The organism is Pseudorhizobium halotolerans, from assembly GCF_902153235.2.
Taxonomy (GTDB): Bacteria; Pseudomonadota; Alphaproteobacteria; order Rhizobiales; family Rhizobiaceae; genus Neorhizobium; species Neorhizobium flavum.
Map to the genome: position 1 here is coordinate 136,871 of NZ_CABFWE030000016.1, position 16,327 is coordinate 153,197.

Annotated in this window: 19 protein-coding genes and 2 pseudogenes; 8 read left to right on the forward strand and 13 right to left on the reverse strand. The window is 62.3% G+C overall.

The window, feature by feature from the left end; genetic code table 11:
* Positions 1-116 precede the first annotated feature (116 nt).
* The 4 genes from tolB to tolQ are packed head-to-tail and all read right to left on the reverse strand — an operon-like array spanning position 117 to position 3,766.
* Positions 117-1,421: a Tol-Pal system beta propeller repeat protein TolB gene (gene tolB / locus FN060_RS20925; protein WP_142589889.1), complete on the reverse strand. Its 1,305-nt coding sequence runs from the start codon at positions 1,419-1,421 to the stop codon at positions 117-119.
* 20 nt (positions 1,422-1,441) lie between these two features.
* On the reverse strand, positions 1,442-2,563 hold the full coding sequence (locus FN060_RS20930; protein WP_142589890.1) for a hypothetical protein: 1,122 nt from the start codon (positions 2,561-2,563) through the stop codon (positions 1,442-1,444).
* Positions 2,564-2,572: 9 nt separating this feature from the next.
* Positions 2,573-3,025 (reverse strand): protein TolR, encoded by a 453-nt coding sequence (gene tolR, locus FN060_RS20935; protein ID WP_052639206.1) that lies wholly within the window; start codon positions 3,023-3,025, stop codon positions 2,573-2,575.
* Positions 3,026-3,046: 21 nt separating this feature from the next.
* Positions 3,047-3,766 carry a protein TolQ gene (gene tolQ, locus FN060_RS20940; protein WP_077549584.1) on the reverse strand — a complete coding sequence of 240 codons (720 nt, stop codon included), beginning with the start codon at positions 3,764-3,766 and terminating at the stop codon, positions 3,047-3,049.
* 304 nt (positions 3,767-4,070) lie between these two features.
* Between tolQ and FN060_RS23605 the strand changes: the two are divergent.
* Both FN060_RS23605 and FN060_RS20950 read left to right on the forward strand, forming a co-directional pair.
* Positions 4,071-4,865, forward strand: a pseudogene (locus FN060_RS23605) (IS5 family transposase).
* Between the two features lie 19 nt (positions 4,866-4,884).
* The gene (locus FN060_RS20950) at positions 4,885-5,883 is read left to right on the forward strand and encodes an NAD(P)-dependent oxidoreductase (RefSeq protein ID WP_183949972.1); all 999 of its coding nucleotides are present in this window, start codon (positions 4,885-4,887) and stop codon (positions 5,881-5,883) included.
* 24 nt (positions 5,884-5,907) lie between these two features.
* On the opposite strand, the gene FN060_RS20955 is transcribed toward FN060_RS20950, so the two are convergent.
* A complete protein-coding gene (locus FN060_RS20955) occupies positions 5,908-6,135 on the reverse strand; it encodes an SEL1-like repeat protein (RefSeq protein WP_142589892.1) in 228 nt (75 codons plus the stop codon).
* A 2-nt stretch (positions 6,136-6,137) separates the two neighbouring features.
* On the opposite strand from FN060_RS20955, the pseudogene FN060_RS20960 reads away from it, so the two are divergent.
* A pseudogene (locus FN060_RS20960) lies at positions 6,138-6,361 on the forward strand (transposase); the annotation flags it as partial.
* Here FN060_RS20960 and ybgC read toward each other — a convergent pair.
* The gene (gene ybgC / locus FN060_RS20965) at positions 6,358-6,807 is read right to left on the reverse strand and encodes a tol-pal system-associated acyl-CoA thioesterase (RefSeq protein WP_142589893.1); all 450 of its coding nucleotides are present in this window, start codon (positions 6,805-6,807) and stop codon (positions 6,358-6,360) included. The pseudogene FN060_RS20960 and the gene ybgC sit on opposite strands and share 4 nt — an antisense overlap.
* Before the next feature lie 122 nt (positions 6,808-6,929).
* Here ybgC and FN060_RS20970 point away from each other — a divergent pair, with 122 nt between their 5' ends.
* From FN060_RS20970 to FN060_RS20980, 3 genes are read left to right on the forward strand one after another with little or no spacing between them, the layout of a single operon-like run.
* Positions 6,930-8,150: an NAD-dependent epimerase/dehydratase family protein gene (locus FN060_RS20970; protein WP_142589894.1), complete on the forward strand. Its 1,221-nt coding sequence runs from the start codon at positions 6,930-6,932 to the stop codon at positions 8,148-8,150.
* Positions 8,150-9,007, forward strand: a complete 858-nt coding sequence (locus FN060_RS20975) for a glycosyltransferase (protein ID WP_142589895.1) — start codon at positions 8,150-8,152, stop codon at positions 9,005-9,007. The genes FN060_RS20970 and FN060_RS20975 overlap by 1 nt, the downstream gene beginning before the upstream one ends.
* Entirely contained in the window at positions 9,004-9,909 is a 906-nt protein-coding gene (locus FN060_RS20980) for an NAD-dependent epimerase/dehydratase family protein (RefSeq protein ID WP_142589896.1), read from the forward strand. Before FN060_RS20975 ends, FN060_RS20980 begins: the two co-directional genes overlap by 4 nt.
* On the opposite strand, the gene FN060_RS20985 is transcribed toward FN060_RS20980, so the two are convergent.
* From FN060_RS20985 to ruvC, 6 genes are all read right to left on the reverse strand, one after another.
* Positions 9,896-10,111 carry a hypervirulence associated TUDOR domain-containing protein gene (locus tag FN060_RS20985; protein ID WP_142589897.1) on the reverse strand — a complete coding sequence of 72 codons (216 nt, stop codon included), beginning with the start codon at positions 10,109-10,111 and terminating at the stop codon, positions 9,896-9,898. The genes FN060_RS20980 and FN060_RS20985 overlap by 14 nt on opposite strands.
* A gap of 57 nt (positions 10,112-10,168) precedes the next feature.
* Positions 10,169-11,209: a Holliday junction branch migration DNA helicase RuvB gene (gene ruvB, locus FN060_RS20990; RefSeq protein WP_142589898.1), complete on the reverse strand. Its 1,041-nt coding sequence runs from the start codon at positions 11,207-11,209 to the stop codon at positions 10,169-10,171.
* Between the two features lie 72 nt (positions 11,210-11,281).
* Complete coding sequence (ruvA, locus tag FN060_RS20995; protein WP_142589899.1) at positions 11,282-11,899, reverse strand: Holliday junction branch migration protein RuvA; 618 nt, start codon at positions 11,897-11,899, stop codon at positions 11,282-11,284.
* 15 nt (positions 11,900-11,914) lie between these two features.
* A complete protein-coding gene (locus FN060_RS21000; RefSeq protein ID WP_142589900.1) occupies positions 11,915-12,331 on the reverse strand; it encodes a type II toxin-antitoxin system VapC family toxin in 417 nt (138 codons plus the stop codon).
* 1 nt (position 12,332) lies between these two features.
* Positions 12,333-12,584 (reverse strand): AbrB/MazE/SpoVT family DNA-binding domain-containing protein, encoded by a 252-nt coding sequence (locus tag FN060_RS21005; RefSeq protein WP_142589901.1) that lies wholly within the window; start codon positions 12,582-12,584, stop codon positions 12,333-12,335.
* Between the two features lie 58 nt (positions 12,585-12,642).
* Positions 12,643-13,155 carry a crossover junction endodeoxyribonuclease RuvC gene (ruvC, locus tag FN060_RS21010; protein WP_142589902.1) on the reverse strand — a complete coding sequence of 171 codons (513 nt, stop codon included), beginning with the start codon at positions 13,153-13,155 and terminating at the stop codon, positions 12,643-12,645.
* Between the two features lie 202 nt (positions 13,156-13,357).
* On the opposite strand from ruvC, the gene FN060_RS21015 reads away from it, so the two are divergent.
* Together FN060_RS21015 and FN060_RS21020 are read left to right on the forward strand one after the other, a co-directional pair.
* Positions 13,358-14,374, forward strand: a complete 1,017-nt coding sequence (locus FN060_RS21015; RefSeq protein ID WP_142589903.1) for a hypothetical protein — start codon at positions 13,358-13,360, stop codon at positions 14,372-14,374.
* Between the two features lie 102 nt (positions 14,375-14,476).
* Positions 14,477-15,475, forward strand: a complete 999-nt coding sequence (locus tag FN060_RS21020; RefSeq protein WP_142589904.1) for an LLM class flavin-dependent oxidoreductase — start codon at positions 14,477-14,479, stop codon at positions 15,473-15,475.
* A gap of 22 nt (positions 15,476-15,497) precedes the next feature.
* Here FN060_RS21020 and FN060_RS21025 read toward each other — a convergent pair whose 3' ends face one another.
* Entirely contained in the window at positions 15,498-16,244 is a 747-nt protein-coding gene (locus FN060_RS21025; protein WP_142590138.1) for a YebC/PmpR family DNA-binding transcriptional regulator, read from the reverse strand.
* Between the last annotated feature and the right edge of the window lie 83 nt (positions 16,245-16,327).

The window sequence follows — 16,327 nt, forward strand, 5'->3', positions numbered from 1 at the left end:
AACCCACCTGAAATGCATATGGTTAACAAACCGATTCGACGTCCCTTAAGTCGCTCCTTTTTCAGGAGATTGGGGCGGCAAAGAGGCAGCAATCTGCCTCTGTCCGCATTCCGCCATTATTCAAGCAGCGGCGACCACGCCGGGTCGGATGCATAGGCCGGCGTCTTGATCTGCTGCTCGTTATAGCCGGTCAGGTCGATCGAATAGAGCTGCGGCCCGCCTGCCCCGGCGTTCTGCCGGAAGAACATCAGCACGCGGCCATTCGGCGCCCAGGTCGGGCCCTCATTGTGGAACCCGGTGGTCAGGATGCGCTCGCCGGAACCGTCCGGCTTCATGACACCGATCGAAAACTTGCCGCCGGACTGCTTGGTGAAGGCGATGAGGTCGCCACGGGGGGACCAGACCGGCGTGGAATAGGACCCGTCGCCGAAGGAGATGCGAGTCTGCCCAGAACCGTCGGCGCCCATCACGTAGAGTTGCTGGCGTCCCCCGCGGTCGCTTTCGAAGACGATGCGGCTGCCGTCCGGCGAGTAGGAGGGCGAGGTATCGATGGCTGCCGTGTTGGTGAGCCGCGTCGTGGTACGCGAGCGCAGGTCCATCGTGTAGATGTTGGAATTACCCTCCTGCTGGAGGCTCATGATGACCTTCTGGCCGTCGGGCGAGAAACGCGGCGCAAACGTCATGCCGGGGAAATTGCCGACCACTTCGCGCTGCCCGGTTTCCAGCTGCAGCAGGTAGACGCGCGGCTGGTCGCCCTCGAACGACATGTAGGTGACTTCCTGCCGGTTGGGAGAGAAACGCGGCGTCAGGACGATGTCCTTGCTGTTCGTCAGCTGGCGGACGTTGAAACCGTCCTGGTCCATGATGGCCAACTGCCGCTGGCGGGCGTTCTTCGGACCGCTTTCGGACACGAATACGACGCGGGTGTCGAAATAGCCCCTCTCTCCGGTGATGCGCTCATAGATCGCATCAGCGATAATGTGGGCGACGCGACGCCAGTTCTCCGGCTGGGTGAAGAACTGCTGCCCGGTCATCTGCTGTCCGGCGAAGGTGTCCCAGAGACGGAATTCGGCACGCAGACGACCGTCGGCCTCACGGGTGACGCGGCCGGTGACGAGCGCCTGTGCGTTGATCACCTTCCAGTCCTCGAACCGCGGCTGCTGGTCCGGGTTGGAGATCTTCTCGATGAAGGCACTCTTGTTCACCGGCGCGAACAAGCCGGAGCGCTGAAGGTCGGCGGCGATCACCTGGCTGATCTGCGCGCCGAGTTCATTGCCCGACTGGAAGTCGGTGATCGCAATCGGCAGCGGCTCGACATTGCCCTTGTTGATGTTGATCTCCACCAGCGCGTGAGCCGGGGCGAAGGACATCGCCATCCCGGCAAACGCGATCATCAGGCGGATGAAAGAACGTTTCATCATAGTGTTCAGCCTTTCAGCTTTTACAGCATTTCGCTGGGGTCGAAGTTCACGACAACCTCGCTCCAGGCATCGTATTTCTCGACAGGGAGGTTCTTGAACGGGGCCGAGCGCATGACGGCGCGAAGGGCACTGCCTTCCAGCGTGCGCCGCGCCGTGTCGGAGCCTCCGGTCGCCGAGACCTGGGGCCGGCCGACGATCTGGCCGCTCTCGTCGAGGTTCATCCTGACCGTGATGATGACCCCTTCGGCGCCCTCGATACCGGCAATGATCGACCAGTTGTTCTGTATCTGGCCGCGCAGGGCGTCCATCTCGCTCTGGCTGAGTGTGGAGCCGCTGGTGGTTTTCTTGCCACCCAGCGAGGCCGTCTCCGTCGAGCGCTTGGCACCGCCGCCGGCGGCGTCCTGCTTGTTGAGGAGGGCGGCGATTTCGTCGGCGTTGAAGTCGCTTTCCTTCGAGGAGGTCGACTTGGCCGTCTCCTGCTTCTTGTCAGCGACCTTCTTGTCTGTCGGCTTCTCGGCCGCCTTTGGCGTCTCCGGCTTCTTCTCGGCCGGCTTCTCGACGGGCTTCGCCTGTTCCTTCGGCGGCTCCGGTTTCGGCCGCGCAGCAGGCACCGGAACGGCGTCGGGCAGAGGCAGTTCCTCGGCGGCGGCCTCCTCAGGCACCGGCTCGGGCATCGGCTCAGGCTTCGGCTCGGGCGCGATCTCGGGCTTTGATTCGGGAAGCGCTGCGACCTCGGTCGGCTTCGGTGCCGTTTCCTCCGGCACGATCTCCTTGACCTGGTTTGTCTCGGTCGTGGGGTTGGGCAGCGGCTTTTCGGTCTTTTCCGGCGCCGCGGCAACCTCCGTCTCGACCGGACGCTTCGCCGGTGTCGGTGGTGACTTCAGGTCAATATCGTTGTCGCCCGCGTTCTCGGCGTTCTCGACGATGTTCGGCTTGGTAGTCGGCACCGGCGCAGCTTTTTCTGCCATCGGCGCGTTCTTGTCGCCCTGCTGGATCTGTGTGATCGATTCCACCGGGATGATATCGACCGGCAGCGCCTCGACTTCGGCCACGTCAAACGACGCGGGGGAGCCGATCGACACGAGCGCCCAGCCCAGCACCAGCGAGTGCACTACCAGAGATGTCCCGAGACTTCCCTTCATCGCGACCTGTTACTGCTCCTGTTCCTGCAGGGTGACGAGCCCGAGATTCTTGAAGCCGGCAGCCGAAATGCGCGCCATCACCTTCATGACCACGCCGTAAGCCGCAGCGGTATCTCCGCGCACATAGATGCGCTCGTTGTATCCGGTGGTGGCAATAGCCTCGAGCTTCGGCACGACCTCGTCGAGAGCGATCGCGGTCTCCTGGAGATAGATCTCCCCCGCCGGATTGACGGAGACGGTGATCGGCTGCGTATCGGCGTTCATCGCCTTCGCCTGCGTTTCCGGCAGGTCGATCGGCACGCCGACCGTCATCATTGGTGCTGCGACCATGAAGATGATCAGGAGCACGAGCATGACGTCGACGAGCGGCGTGACGTTGATCTCGCTCACCAGGCCGTTCTTGCGTCCGCCGCGCCTTCTGCGCCCGCCGCTGCCACCCTTGGCTCCTACCGACATACCCATGGACGTGTCTCCTTCGGCCGCTTACTGAGCCGCCGCGCGGGGCTGCAGCTTCTCGTCGATCTGCCGCGACAGGATGGCCGAGAACTCGTCGGCAAAGCCTTCCATGCGACCGGTGAGCTTGCCAGCCTCGGCGGAGAACTTGTTGTAGGCGATGACAGCGGGGATAGCCGCCACGAGACCGATCGCCGTTGCGAGAAGCGCTTCGGCAATACCCGGCGCAACGACGGCAAGGTTGGTAGATTTTGAGCCGGCGATCGCCTGGAAGGAGGTCATGATACCGACGACGGTACCGAAGAGGCCGATGAACGGCGCAGCGGATCCGATCGTCGCCAGCGAGCCGAGGCGGGACTCGTAGGTTTCGCTCTCGCGCGCCATGGTCACGTCCATGGCCCGGTCGATACGCATCTGCAGGCCGATCGGGGAGCGCGCACCGCGCTCGAAGCTCTTCTTCCACTCACGCATGGCGGCAACGAAGATGGCAGCAAGGCCGCCGTTCTGCCGCTCGGCAAGTGTCCGGTAGAGCTCTTCCAGCGACTGGCCGGACCAGAACACCTGCTCGAACTGGTCGAACTGGCGCTTGGCTTTGCTGTAGCTGACATACTTGTCGATGACGATCGCCCAGGTCCAGACCGAGGCTCCGAGGAGACCGATCATGACCAGCTTGACGACGAAACCCGCCTGCATGAACAGCGCCCAGAGACTGACGTCGTGGGTCGCTGCCGCCAAACCTACCTCTTCCATCTATCCAATATCCCCGAATCCAAACGCCCGGCACAGGACCGGGCGGGTTCAAAAGCGCTCTCGCGAAAATCCATGGTCGCTGGTTGCTCTTTATCCCAAGGTGCCCTGAGCTTTCAGCATGGCTTCTCGCTTTCAAATTTGGTCAAAGGAAGGCGTGCGTTGCACAACTTCCTCGCGTTTCAGTAAGCGCTTATTATGGTTAAGGATCGGTTACCGGAGAACAATCGCAACCTAGGTCCTGTTGGCAAAGTGAATTCCGAAATCAGTGGAAGCATGATTCAAGACTTCTTTTTAGGAGGCGGTTTTGGCACGCGGCGACCTGACGGATATGGAATGGCGGATTATCAAAGGTCTTTTCCGTCGGAGCGCGGTAGGAAGTCCCGGCCCGCGCATGACAATCGACGGTATCTGAACGGCATGCTACATGTTCTGCGGGTCGGCTGCCCCTTGCGCGACATGCATGAGCGCTATGGAAAGGGGAATTCCGTCTATGTGCGCTTCCACCGCTGGGCGGAACAAGGGGTGTGGGATGCACTGCTTGAAACGCTGGTGGAGTTGGGGCTGGCCGATGACCGGCAGCACATGATCGACAGCACCACAGTTCGCGGCCACTCTCAGGCTGCGGGCGCTAAAGGGGACTTATAAGGAGGCTTTTGGTCGATCACGTGGCGGCTTTTCGACGAAAATCCACGCCCGCGCAGACGGTCAGGGACGCCCTCTCGGCTTCATCCTGACAGGGGGAGAGGCTTCCGACTACAATGCTGTTTCTGACCTGCTGGCGATGCCGGTTGGCAAGCCGAGGCGGTTTCTTGCCGACAAAGGATATGACGCTGACTTTCTACGCGAGGAGTTGCTGCTCCAAGGGACCAGGCCGGTCATCCCGCCGAAGGCCAACCTGAAAGCCCCGCCCGCCTGTGACTTTAGAGCCTACAAGGATCGAAACCGCATCGAGCGGATATTCAATCGGATCAAGCAGTTCCGTCGTGTTGCTACCCGATGCGACAAGACCCGAAAATCTTTCGAGGGCTTCCTCGCCCTGGCCGCCGCAAAAATATGGTTGCCATACTGTTGTCAGCAAAACCCAGGCTTGTCCGGGTAACTCATTTGGAGGCTAAATCTTGACTGTTGCTTTGGTGGGAACGTCGTCCTTTGATCGGTTCTTCAATCCAGCCCATGACGCGTTGCAACGGCGCGGCCATGGTGTGGCACGGTTCTCCACGCGCGAGGAACTGCTTGCCGCCGTTGATGCACTGCAGTCTTTGGAAATCCTTGGCGCGACCTCAAGCTTTGCAGCCGACCGGGAGCTGTTTGCCAGGATGCCGCGTCTGCGCGCACTGGTTTCTCCGTTCACAGGGGTCGAAGGGTTCGATGTTTCGGCCGCGACGGAAAACGGCATCCTCGTGGCGAATGGCCAGATTGCGGAAAACACCGTCAGCATGGCCGAGGCCGCAGTTCTCTTCACCCTGGCTTCGCTCTATGACCTTCATGGCACGGAGCGCTACCTTCGCGAAAACCTGCCGCGTCCCTCGCAGGTCCGTGCGCGCATGCTCATGGGAAAGACAGTTGGCCTGATAGGCTTTGGCAAAATTGGACAGGCTATCGCGGAACGGCTGTCTGTATGGGGCGTGAGGCTCGTCGCTTCGGTGCGCACGACGCGGCCGATGCCCGCATATGTCGCCGCGCAGAGCCTCGATGAGCTGCTCGCGACAAGCGATGTCGTTATCATGGCGGCTGCACTCACTCCTGAATCACGGGGAATGCTGGATCTTGACGCGTTGCGCCGAATGAAACCGGACGTGGTGTTTGTCAACATCACGCGGGGCGGCATCATCCCCGACGATACACTCGCCACGCTCGCCGCAGAGCGACCGGCCATGCGCCTTGCCCTCGATGTGTTCGACCCGGAGCCGTTGAAAGAGGATAGTCCGCTGCGCGAGCTTCCGAACGCCATCCTCACCCCACACATGGTGGGACATACGGTCGAGTCGCAGATACGCCTGCGAGGGGCATTTTGCGAGAACCTTCTCGCGGTGGCAGAGTGGCGGGTGCCTGAATACGTCGTCAATCCGTCTGTGATCGAAACGTGGCTGGGAAAACAGGACAGCCCACAGCTCTAATTGCGTCCGAGCTTGTATCCCTCATCAGTGCATCGTCATCCATTCGCGGGCGGCGCGTAGTGCAGCAGCGAGTTCGGCCTTGCTTATCGTCTGGGCAAGGTCACCGCGCAGTGCTGCAGCCCGGTTGGAGCCCTTGATGGCGGCGATGTTCAGCCACTTGTGGGCGGCGATGAAATCAACGGCGCAGCCGCGACCGGTCGCATACATGAGCCCCATTTCGAAGAAGACGTCGGCGTGATTGTCGCCGCCCATTCCAAGGCATCAGGCCGGTCATCCCGCCGAAGACAAACCGGAAAGCCCGCCCGTCTGCGACTTCAGAACCTACAAGGATCGAAACCGCATCGAGCGGATGTTCAATCGGATCAAGCAGTTCCGTCGTGTTGCTACCCGATACGACAAGACCCGAAAATCTTTCGATGGCTTCCTCGCCCTGGCCCCCGCAAAAATATGGTTGCCATACTTTGTCAACAGGACCTAGTTCGATGGCTGCAGAAACTTCTCCGCCACGCTCTCCGGCAACCGTCTCGGACGGCCATGCCGGTTGATCACCGCAATTACCACCTTGGCGGCGATCAGCAACGTGTCTCCGCGGCGGATTTCCTGGCTGAGAACCATCTTGGCGCCGCCGGCTTTTTCCGTCGTCGTCAGGATGGTCAGGGCATCATCCATCTTCGCCGGCATCTTGAAGTCGATCTCCATCCGGTGGACGACGAAGACCAGCCCCTCCTCGTCCGCCGCGAGAAGATCGCTCTGCTGGCAGCCGAGGCATCGCAGATAGTCTGTCCGTCCCCGTTCCAGGAAATGCAGGTAGCGGGCATGGTAGACGAGCCCAGAGAAATCCGTGTCCTCATAGTAGACCCGCTGAACCAGCCGGTGCCCGGTCTTGGTCAACTGCCCCGAAAGAAGAAAAACCGCGTCTGTCATAGTCATGCCTTAGTGGATCGACGTGATGCCCCGATGGCCGCCGGGCCGTTGAGGAGGTATTGTGTTCCTGTCACATATCCGCCCTATCTGGAACCCGGACTGACAACCAGCGGAGTTGATTCATGAAGATTGCAGTGCTTGGTGGCGACGGTTTCGTCGGCTGGCCGACCTCCCTCCACCTTTCCGACGCGGGTCACGAAATCCACATCCTCGACAACCTGTCACGCCGCTGGATCGACACGGAACTGGGCGTTCAGTCGCTGACGCCGATGGACTCCATCCAGGAGCGGACGCGGGTCTGGCATGCGGAGACGGGACGGCGCATCCACTTCCACCTGATCGACCTTGCCAAGGACTATGAACTACTGAAGGGCTGGTTCGCCCGGCATCGGCCGGACGCCATCATCCACTTCGCCGAGCAGCGCGCCGCGCCCTACTCCATGAAGAGCGACCGCCACAAGAACTACACGGTCAACAACAACGTCAACGCGACCCACAACCTGCTGAACGCCATGGTGGAACTCGATCTCGACGCCCACCTCGTCCATCTCGGGACCATGGGCGTCTACGGCTATTCCACCGTCGGCGCGGCGATTCCCGAAGGTTACCTGCCGGTCGGCATCGAAACCATGGACGGCCGTACGGTCAGCCAGGAGATCCTTTACCCGAGCAATCCCGGTTCGATCTACCACATGACCAAGTGCCTCGATCAGCAGCTCTTCGCCTTCTACGCCAAGAACGACGGCCTGAGGATCACCGACCTGCACCAAGGGATCGTCTGGGGCACCCATACCGAGCAGACGCGCCGCCATGCCCAGCTCGTCAACCGCTTCGACTATGACGGCGACTACGGCACCGTGCTGAACCGCTTCCTCATCCAGGCTGCGATCGGCTATCCGCTGACGGTCCATGGCACCGGCGGCCAGACCCGCGCCTTCATCCACATCCAGGATTCCGTCCGCTGCATTGAGATCGCCCTGAAGAACCCGCCCCAGCGCGGCGGCCGCGTCGAGATCTTCAACCAGATGACCGAGACCCATCGGGTGCGTGACCTCGCCGAGATGGTCGCAGGGATGACCGGAGCGCAGATCGCCTGGCTGCCGAACCCCCGCAAGGAAGCGGCGGAAAACGACCTTGTGGTGAAGAACGAGAAGTTCCTGAACCTCGGGCTTGCGCCGACGACGCTCGGCGAAGGGCTGCTTGAAGAGATTGTCGACGTGGCGAAGAAGTTCGCCTATCGCGTCGACCGTTCCCGCGTCCCGGCCGTCTCCGCCTGGACCAGGGACATCGCCGCCAAGGTCGAGCACGATCCGGAGGGCAAGCGGCTGAAGTCGGTGTCCTGATGACCGAGCGACCTGGAGCGGATACTCGCTCCGCCCCTCCCCGCGCTGGGCGGGCCTTCGTTACCCTGGTTACCAATACCGACTACGCTCTCGGTGCGAAGGTGCTGGCGCAGTCGCTGCGTCTCACCGCCACGTCCGCAGACATCGTCGTACTGCATACCGGAGGCGTGGACGCAACCACGCTCGCGCCGCTGGTGGCCCTGGAATGCCGGCTTGTGGAGGTCGACCACCTGCCGCTATCGGACGGCTTCAACGCCCGCCATGCTCGCAAGGCGGTCCATGGCGCTGCTCCCTTCTCCAAGGGAAGAAAGCCCGACTTCCATACGCCGCTCGACAACTTCTGCAAGCTGCGCCTCTGGCAACTCACGCAGTATGAGACCTGCGTCTTCATCGATGCCGACGCGCTCGTGCTGCGCAACATCGACAGGCTGTTCGCCTATCCGGAGTTTTCGGCAGCCCCGAATGTCTATGAGGGTCTTGCAGACTTCCACAGGCTGAACTCCGGCGTCTTCGTTGCCAGGCCTTCCGCTGAGACCTTCGGGCGAATGCTGGAGCGGCTGGATGAGCCGGACGCCTTCTGGCGGCGCACCGACCAGACCTTTCTCGAGACATTCTTTCCGGACTGGCACGGCCTGCCCGTCTTCATGAACATGCTGCAATATGTCTGGTTCAACCTGCCGGAGCTCTGGGACTGGAACAGCGTCTCGATCCTGCATTACCAGTACGAGAAGCCGTGGGAGGAGAACCATCCGAAGGCGGAGAGGCTCCGGCCGCTGGTCGAGCTCTGGAACTTCGTTCACCGGAACGGAAAGCTCCCGGACCTTTCGACGCTCCCACGACCGGGATCAGCCGGATGAGGGTGCTGGTCTCCGGCGGCGCTGGCCTTGTCGGCCGCTATATCGTCAACGGGCTGCATGGCGCGGGACATGAGGTCGTGGTGGGCGGCCGGACCGCGCCACCGCCGGACTGGTTCTTTCATACGGTCCCGTTCGTGCCGCTGTCACTGGATCCCGATCTTGACCAGCGAAGCGCGTTTGCCGGCATCGATGCGTTCGTTCATGCCGCCTTCGACCATCTGCCCGGCCGATATCGTGGCGGCGAAGGTGGCGATCCCGAGCGCTTTCGCCGGCTCAACCTCCAAGCCAGCATCCGTCTTTTCGAGGAAGCCAAGGCAGCCGGCGTTCGGCGGACAATTTTTCTCTCCAGCCGTGCCGTCTATGACGGCATTCCCCCCGGCCAGAAACTCGACGAAGACGCGTTTCTCTCCCCGACGTCGCTCTACGGGCAGGTCAAGCTGGAGGCAGAGCGGGCGCTGGCACGCCTTGATGGGCCCGGCTTCGTCACCTCCAGCCTGCGCTTGACCGGCGTCTACGGCGAGCTTCGTCCGAACAAATGGGATGACCTGATTGCCAACTACCTCGCGGGAAGAGCGGTCTTCCCGCGCGCCGGCAGCGAAGTGCATGGGCAGGACGTCGCGCAGGCGGTGCGCCTGATGATCGAATCCGACGCGAACCTCGTCCGCGGCGCCTTCAACATATCCGACATCGTCACCGATACCCGTGCAATCCTGGAGCCGATCCAGCACATCACAGGCTCCATCCACCCATTGCCGCGGGAGGCCAAGACCGCACAGGTCGCTGTAATGTCAACAGACCGTATCCGCAGCCTCGGCTGGGAGCCCGGCGGATTCGCGCTTCTTGCTGCCACGGCCGAAACGCTCGCAAGGGGCTATCTCCGACCGAACGCTACCGCTTCTTGAGTTCCGACTGGCTCTTCAGCAGCCGGTCGCCGTCCTCCTGCTTGATCAGGAAGGCCGGCTCTTCCTCGTTCGCCTTGCGCTTCACCTTTGTGCCCTTGATGGTGCGCTCGACGTCGCTCGTAAATTTCTGATCCGCCTTGCCCTGGGCCTTGTTCGCACCCCACGTCCACTCGACGTCGTCGCCCTTGCTGATCTTCGCCATCTCGTTCTCCCTGTTCCGACGGCGAAACTGCTAGGAGGATCACTCGTTCCCAAGCTCCTATTCGTCCTCGAGCGTCAGGCGAAATTGTGCAGCCTCCAGATCCTTCGGCGGCTGCAGGCCGAGATGCTTCCAGGCGGTCGCGGTCAGGACGCGCCCGCGCGGCGTGCGCTGGATGAAGCCCTGCTGTATCATGTAGGGCTCGATGATGTCCTCGATCGCGTCGCGCGGTTCGGACAGGCCTGCGGCGATGGTTTCGATGCCAACCGGACCGCCACCGAAGTTCATCGCGATCATCGTCAGATAGCGATTGTCGAGCTGGTCCAGGCCGCGATTGTCGACGAGCAGCCGCGTCAGTGCCTCGTCAGAGATCTCCCGTGTCACCGCCTCGGCCCGCGCCACCTCAGCGAAGTCGCGAACGCGCCGCAGCAGCCGCCCGGCAATGCGCGGTGTTCCCCGGGCGCGGCGGGCGATCTCGCGCGCTCCATCGTCGGTCATTGGTAAGTTCATCAGCCGCGCGCCGCGGCGCACGATCAGTTCCAGTTCCTCGACCGTATAGAAGGCGAGGCGGACGGGAATGCCGAACCGGTCACGAAGCGGTGTGGTGAGGAGGCCTAGACGAGTGGTCGCCGCGACGAGGGTAAATTTCGAAAGGTCGATCTTCACCGAGCGGGCAGCGGGTCCTTCGCCGATGATGAGGTCCAGCTGGAAATCCTCCATGGCCGGATAGAGGATTTCCTCCACCGCCGGGTTGAGCCGGTGGATCTCGTCGATGAACAGCACATCCCGCTCTTCGAGATTGGTCAGGAGCGCTGCGAGGTCGCCGGCCTTGGCGATCACCGGCCCGGAGGTCGAGCGGAAGTTGACGCCCAGTTCCTTCGCCATGATCTGCGCCAGCGTCGTCTTGCCGAGCCCGGGCGGACCGACGAACAGCACATGGTCGAGCGCCTCGCCACGGTTTTTCGCCGCCTCGATGAAGACCTTGAGATTGGCACGCGCCTCCGCCTGGCCCGTGAACTCGTCCAGCGATTGCGGGCGCAGCGTCGTGTCCAGGTCTTCGCCCCGCTTTTCCGGCGATATGAGGCGGGCGGCATCACTCATCATTCATGTCCGTCAGAAACTCCTGGTCGATCCATACACGAAGGCGGCAGACTTGGCACCCGCGCAGAACCCTCACCGTGCAAGTTCCTTCAGTCCCAGCCTGATGAGCTTGGCACTGTCTACCCCCTCGCCCGCTGTCTTCAGCGCCGCGGCAACGGCATTGGCGGCCTGGTCACGGGAATAGCCGAGATTGGTGAGTGCCGACACGGCATCGGCCACTGGCGCGGAGGCCACGCCCTCTCCCAGTTCCTGCTTCAGACCGATGTTCGCAACAGCCTCGCCGCCGAATGCAGGCGCCTTGTTCTTGAGTTCGGTGACGATCCTGACCGCCACCTTGGGTCCTACGCCCGGCGCCCGCGACACGGCCGTCTTGTCCTGCAGCGCAATGGCGTTGGCCAGTTCCGACGGCGTCAGCGTCGAGAGCACGGCGAGCGCCACCTTGGCGCCGACGCCCTGCACGCTCTGGAGCAGGTTAAACCACTCCCGCTCCAGCGCCGACAGGAAGCCGAACAGCTTCAACTGGTCCTCACGGACATAGGTCTCGATGAAAAGCACCACCGCCTCGCCGGCTGACCCCATCCGGGAAAGGGTGCGGGACGAGCAGAATGCCTCGTAGCAGACGCCATGAACATCCACGACCACATAGTCGTCGCCGATCTCGTCGATGGTGCCTTTGAGCTTGCCGATCATGGGTGGGTTCGTCCGTTACAGGTGATGGGTTTCGGGGGTGATGAGGCGAACGTCAGGAAAGTAGCGGCGATAGCCATTCGGATCGCGCGTGACGATCGAATAACCGCGGACCAAGGCGTGCGCCCCGATCAGGAAGTCCGGCAGCACTCGCTCCCGCGCTCCGCCAGCCTGCCGGTACAAGCCGAACGCCGCGCCGGCCGCGAAGGCGGCGGCCCACGGCAAGCCCTCGCGTCGGAATTCCTCCGCCGGCAGCAACGCCTCAACCTCGTTCATATCGCGATAGCGCACGGAGAATTCGGCATAGATGATCGGATTGATGATCAGCGGCACCCGCCCGGCGAGCTTCGCAAGCGCTCCGCGCGACCACTCGAGCCAGACCGGGTCGCGTACGGCGATATCGACGAGGATGTTGGTGTCGACCAGAACGGCCATTTCAACGGTCTCTCGTCATACCCATCAGGGCATCCGCATCCATAGACGGATCCCCGGTCCCTTCGAGACGCCGCAGCGTCGCGATGAAGCCCTCAAGCCGCTGCCGCTCCTGCTCGTGCAACGGATCGTTCTTTGGCGCGACAACCAGCTTGCCGTTCTCGACGGTGAAGACCACTTCGGAATTCGGTTCGATGCCAACCAGTTCCCGCAGATCCCGCGGAATGGTGACCTGTCCCTTCGACGTCACGCGCATGTTCGTGCTCCTGATTGGTAATACTTACTATTACCGACGGAACAAGTCAAGAACACAGTCAGGCAGTCGCCAGTACCTTCCGCATGCGGTCACCGCCGCGATTGTGGGCGTGGCAGATGGCGATCGCCAGCGCATCCGCCGCGTCGTTCCCGACGAAGGTGGCTTTCGGCATCAGGATCTTCAGCATCATGTGGATCTGCTGCTTCTCGCCATGCCCCACCCCGATCACGGCCTTCTTGACTGCATTAGGGGCGTATTCCGAAACGGGCAAACCTGCGCGTGCCGGGACCAGCATCACCACGCCTCGCGCCTGGCCAAGCTTCAGCGTCGCGACCGCGTCCTTGTTGACGAAGGTCTGCTCCACCGCCGCCTCGTCGGGTTGATAGGCATGAATGACTTCCGCCAGCCCGTCATGCAACTGGCACAGGCGTGAGGCGAGATCCATGTCGCCGTCCGATGTCACCGTGCCGGATGCGACGAAACGAAGACTGTTTCCAAGCGTTTCGATGATACCCCAGCCTGTTCGCCTGAGGCCGGGGTCGATGCCGATGATACGAATCGTGTCTGTCATGGACGTTATCCTAGGGCTGGAGCATCAGCATTGCCACGTAAAATGTGAACAAAACAAAAACAGAAGGCGAGCCAGCCTGCTGAGCGGCCGTTAACCATGTTGGCCAAGTTCGGTGCAAAAGCCTCGCCTTGCATGCAACACTCTTCCTCATGGTGAATTAGCTCGCCAGAACATGCGCATACGGAATCATGAGGAGGCCGACATGCGGGATCGAGACAGGCTCGAGAACGAACTGCTGGAACTACGCGCGGTGGCGGACGCCCTTGACGGCAGCCTTCGCAGATTTGCCGCCGGCGACATCTACCAGAACATGGATATCGCGTTTCCCCGCACCTTCGATGGCATGCGGAAGGATTTCAACCGGGGACTGAGATCGCTGACCGCCAGCCTCGACGAGATCATCAGCCGCACCCGTGAATTGCGATCGGAATCGACCGAGCTGCGTCTCGGCCTCCACCTCAATGGGGAAGACGACGCCGCGCGAACCGCTGCCGTATCCGCGGCACTTGCTTCTCTTGGCGGTGTCTCGAACGCCGCGCGCAGCCAGTCCGGCCGCGCCGAGCATGTCGCCACCATCCTGCACAACGCCCGTCTCGACCTCGACCGGCCCCGCCAGGCGGCGACGGCAGCCGGAGCCACGACAGGCGATGCCGCCCACTCTCTCGCCCAGTTGAAGGCGCTGGTGGAGGACCTTCGGCCGGTCGTGCGGGAAGCAGCCCTGATTGCCCTCAACAGCGGCGTCAATGCCGCGCAAGCCGGCCCCGCCAGCAGTGACACTCTTGGTGCTGCGAAAACGCTACATGCCCTGACCCAGCAGATCGGCACCACGCTCGAAGCGATCGACCGCGAAGCGGATGGAGCGATCCAATCCGTCGACGCTTCGAAGAATGCGATCGGCGAACTGGATCGGGAGTTTCAGGCGCAGCATCTTTATCTGGAGGCAGCCGGCACGCAGGCGCAGGCCCTCGGTGAAGATGCCCGTCGGCAGGAAAGAGAACTGGAGACAATCCGGTCAGAACTCGGCTTGACCTCGCGCAGGGTTCAGGATCCGGACCGGTTGCCACACCCGCCTCTTTTCCATCTGGACGCCATTGACAGGGCAGCCGCGGAGATCGAGCGGCAAGCGGACCGCTTCAAATATGCGGGAGAAAACTACCCGCCCATCACGCCGAGCCCCGGAAGCGGCCGACGCAGCCATCTGAAGCTCGTCAAATCCTGAACGAAACGGGCCGCTGGGACGGATCGCCTGTCGGCGGCTCGCATCGGCTGATCGAATTCCTATATGAGGCGGACCTCCCGCTCCATTCTTTCAGGATTGCAGATGATTCCGTTCTCCATTCTCGACCTTTCCCCCGTACCCGACGGCCTCGAGGTCCGCGACGCGCTCGACCAGTCGCGGCAGATGGCACGGACAGCAGAGGAGCATGGCTACAAGCGCATCTGGCTTGCGGAACATCACGGAATGCCGGGCATCGCCAGTGCCGCCACCTCCGTCGTCATCGGCCACATCGGGGCAGCGACCAGCCGCATCCGCATCGGCTCGGGGGGCGTCATGCTGCCCAATCACTCGCCGCTGGTGATTGCGGAACAGTTCGGTACGCTTGCAGCGCTCTTCCCCGGTCGCGTCGACCTCGGCCTCGGTCGCGCTCCCGGCACCGACATGCGCACCGCGCGGGCGCTCCGCCGCAACCTCGAGGCGGGCGCTGAGAATTTTCCCCACGATATCGTCGAATTGCAGCGTCTCCTCGGCGCGCCGACGGAAGACCAGCCGATCCTCGCCATACCCGGCGCGAACTCAAATGTGCCCCTTTGGCTGCTCGGATCCAGTATCTACAGCGCTCACCTTGCCGCAGCCCTTGGCCTCCCTTACGCCTTCGCCTCGCATTTCGCGCCGGACATGCTGATGGACGCTATCGCCATCTATCGCGAGCGTTTCCAGCCTTCGGAAACGCTTGAAAGACCTTATCTCATGGTAGGCGTCATGGGCGTGGCGGCCGATACGGACGAACAGGCCGCCCGGCTCTTCACCTCTTCGCAGCAGCAGTTCATCAATCTTCGTCGCAATGTCCGCGGCAAGTTCCCGAAGCCCGTGGACACGATGGACGGCCTCTGGTCGGACATGGAACGGATGAGCGTCGAGCACACGCTGCGATATGCTGCGGTCGGCTCGCCCTCGACGCTGGAGGCGAAGCTCAAGCCCTTCCTGACTGAAACGGGAGCCGATGAACTGATCGTCTCGATGCCGATCCATGACATCGAGGCGCGGCTGAAGTCGGTCGAACTCTTCGCCGGCCTGCCGATGATGGAGAAGGCGCTCTAGCGGGCGCCTCCTCCCAATTAGCTTAGGCCGAGAGCCTTGCCATGACTTCGTCGGAGACTTCGAAGTTCGAGTAGACGTTCTGTACGTCGTCATCGTCTTCGAGCGTGTCGATGAGCTTCATCAGCGACTGCGCCTTCTCCTCGTCCACCGGAACGGTGTTCTGCGGCTTCCAAACCGTCTTCACGGTTTCGGCTTCGCCGAGGCTCGCTTCCAGCGCCTTGGTCACTTCGCCCAGACTTTCGAAGGCGCAGGTGATGACGTGCGCATCCTCGTCGGTAACGACGTCGTCGGCGCCCGCCTCGATGGCTGCTTCCATCACCTTGTCCGCATCGCCGGCCGAAAGTTTGTAGGTAATCTCGCCGACATGGTCGAACGAGAAGGACACGGAGCCGGTCTCGCCGAGCGCGCCGCCGGCCTTGCTGAAGGTCGAGCGGACGGAAGATGCGGTGCGGTTACGGTTGTCGGTCAGCGCTTCGACGATGACGGCGACTCCACCCGGGCCATAGCCTTCGTAACGCACGGCGTCGTAGTTTTCCGCGTCAGCGCCGGAAGCCTTCTTGATCGCCCGGTCGATATTGTCCTTCGGCATCGACTGCGCCTTGGCATTCTGGATCGCCAGCCGCAGCGCCGAGTTCGCCGCGGGATCGGGCAGCCCGGACTTGGCGGCGACGGTTATCTCGCGCGCAAGCTTGGAGAACATCTTGGAACGGATCGCGTCTTGCCGTCCCTTGCGGTGCATGATGTTTTTGAACTGTGAATGGCCGGCCATGACACCCCTGATCACGTCTATTTCGTGGAATGCCGCGGGTTATAGTTTCGAAGAGCCGCCGGTTCAAGCGCCCGTCACCGTTT